This window comes from Kaistella soli, from assembly GCF_019038595.1.
GTDB lineage: Bacteria > Bacteroidota > Bacteroidia > Flavobacteriales > Weeksellaceae > Kaistella > Kaistella soli.
Genome location: NZ_JAHOPF010000017.1, coordinates 1 through 1689, shown reverse-complemented (window position 1 = coordinate 1689; position 1689 = coordinate 1). Strand labels below are relative to the sequence as shown.

Here is a 1689-nt window from a genome sequence, read left to right as displayed (position 1 = left end):
AAATTTTGTTCGTCCTTACATCCTCCGGAGATTTTTTTTTGTAGCCATAGTAAATGTTTTGATTGTTAAAAAAACAAAATTACTAAAACGGCGAATCGAAAAAGCTACCGGAGGTTTAGTTCAACACAGTATTTCTATTAGCGGGGTTGAAGTTTACATCATGAAGATTTTCGCAAGTTGTTCTTTTAGTTATATTTACAAAGACTAGTTATAATAATCCCCGCCAACAGAAATACCCAACCGTTAGTGGCAAGGCTATGACGACACAACCCGACAGACAAATCGGGTTCTTTTTGATATTTCATATTTTAGCAATTGCTTAAATAAACAAATTAACTATCTTTGCTCAATGGACAATAATTCTTGCATACGACAACAAGCAGACATTAAACAAATAAATCGCTGTAAAGACCGAGTTTCAGAACTCAACGGCTCGTTTGACTATTTATCGAACGGACTTGAATTAGCGGGAAACAACGTAAGACTCAAAATTCTGTTTCTGCTCTATGAAGAAAAACGACTTTGTGTCTGTGATATAAGCGACATTCTTGGAATGACAATTTCAGCAGTTTCACAACACTTGCGAAAACTAAAAGACAGAAAACTAATTGAAACAGAAAGAGAAGCTCAAACCATTTTTTACTCATTGACAAAAGAGTATGAAAAAATGCTGAGACCGTTTTTCAAAATACTTGACGAGAATAAAATATTAGAAACAATATGAAAACAGACAACAAACTAATTGGAGCAGGGCTTTTGACAGCAATTGCCGCTTCATTGTGTTGCATTACACCAGTCTTGGCTCTCATTGCAGGGACAAGCGGACTTGCTTCAACTTTTTCTTGGCTTGAACCTTTCCGACCGTATTTTATCGGTTTGACAATTTTGGTTCTTGGTTTTGCTTGGTATCAAAAGTTGAAACCAAAAAAACAAATTAACTGTAACTGTGAAACAGAAGTAAAACCTAAATTCATTCAATCAAAAAAGTTTTTAGGAATTGTAACAGCATTTGCAATCGTTATGCTTGCCTTTCCACACTACTCCAACATTTTCTATCCAAAGTCAGAAAAGCAAATCATAGTAGTAGACAAATCCAATATTCAAAAAGTAGAATTTACCATTAGCGGAATGACTTGTGCAAGTTGTGGCGAACACGTAAATCACGAAGTAAATAAATTGACAGGAATAATAAGTTCAAACGCTTCATACGAAAATGGAAACGCAATTGTAGAATTTGACAACTCAAAAACTAACATTGCAGACATTGAAAAAGCAATTAACTCAACAGGATATTCTGTAACCGACAAAAAAGAAAATTAAAATGGAAGTAATATTACAATCAACAATCACTTGCCCCAACTGCGGACACAAAAAAGAAGAAACAATGCCGACAGACGCTTGTCAATATTTTTACGAATGTGAAAAATGTAAGCAAGTTCTTAAACCAAAACAAGGCGACTGTTGTGTATATTGCAGTTACGGAAGTGTAGCTTGTCCACCAATTCAGCAAGACAAAAAATGTTGCTAACGGACAGAAATAAAGAAGCCCAGCCACTAACAGCGGTAACCGTTGCACAACCTCAAATTTCAGCGTCAAGTTCTGAAAACTCAATAAAAAACAACCTCTTTTAAAGCGATTTAAAGGAGGTTTTGTTTTTAGCGGTGAAAGTTTTTCGGATTTTCGGATGG

General features: G+C 35.2%; 4 protein-coding genes. All 4 read left to right on the top strand.

The features are described from left to right. On the top strand, positions 1-208 hold a 208-nt coding region (locus KSK37_RS13960; protein ID WP_217202125.1), incomplete at its 5' end, for a hypothetical protein. A gap of 141 nt (positions 209-349) precedes the next feature. Further along, positions 350-724 (top strand): ArsR/SmtB family transcription factor, encoded by a 375-nt coding sequence (locus KSK37_RS13955; protein ID WP_217202124.1) that lies wholly within the window; start codon positions 350-352, stop codon positions 722-724. Next, positions 721-1320: a mercuric transport protein MerTP gene (gene merTP, locus KSK37_RS13950; protein WP_217202123.1), complete on the top strand. Its 600-nt coding sequence runs from the start codon at positions 721-723 to the stop codon at positions 1318-1320. The genes KSK37_RS13955 and merTP overlap by 4 nt, the downstream gene beginning before the upstream one ends. Position 1321: 1 nt before the next feature. Further along, the gene (locus KSK37_RS14115) at positions 1322-1528 is read left to right on the top strand and encodes a GDCCVxC domain-containing (seleno)protein (protein WP_219319255.1); all 207 of its coding nucleotides are present in this window, start codon (positions 1322-1324) and stop codon (positions 1526-1528) included. Positions 1529-1689 lie beyond the last annotated feature (161 nt).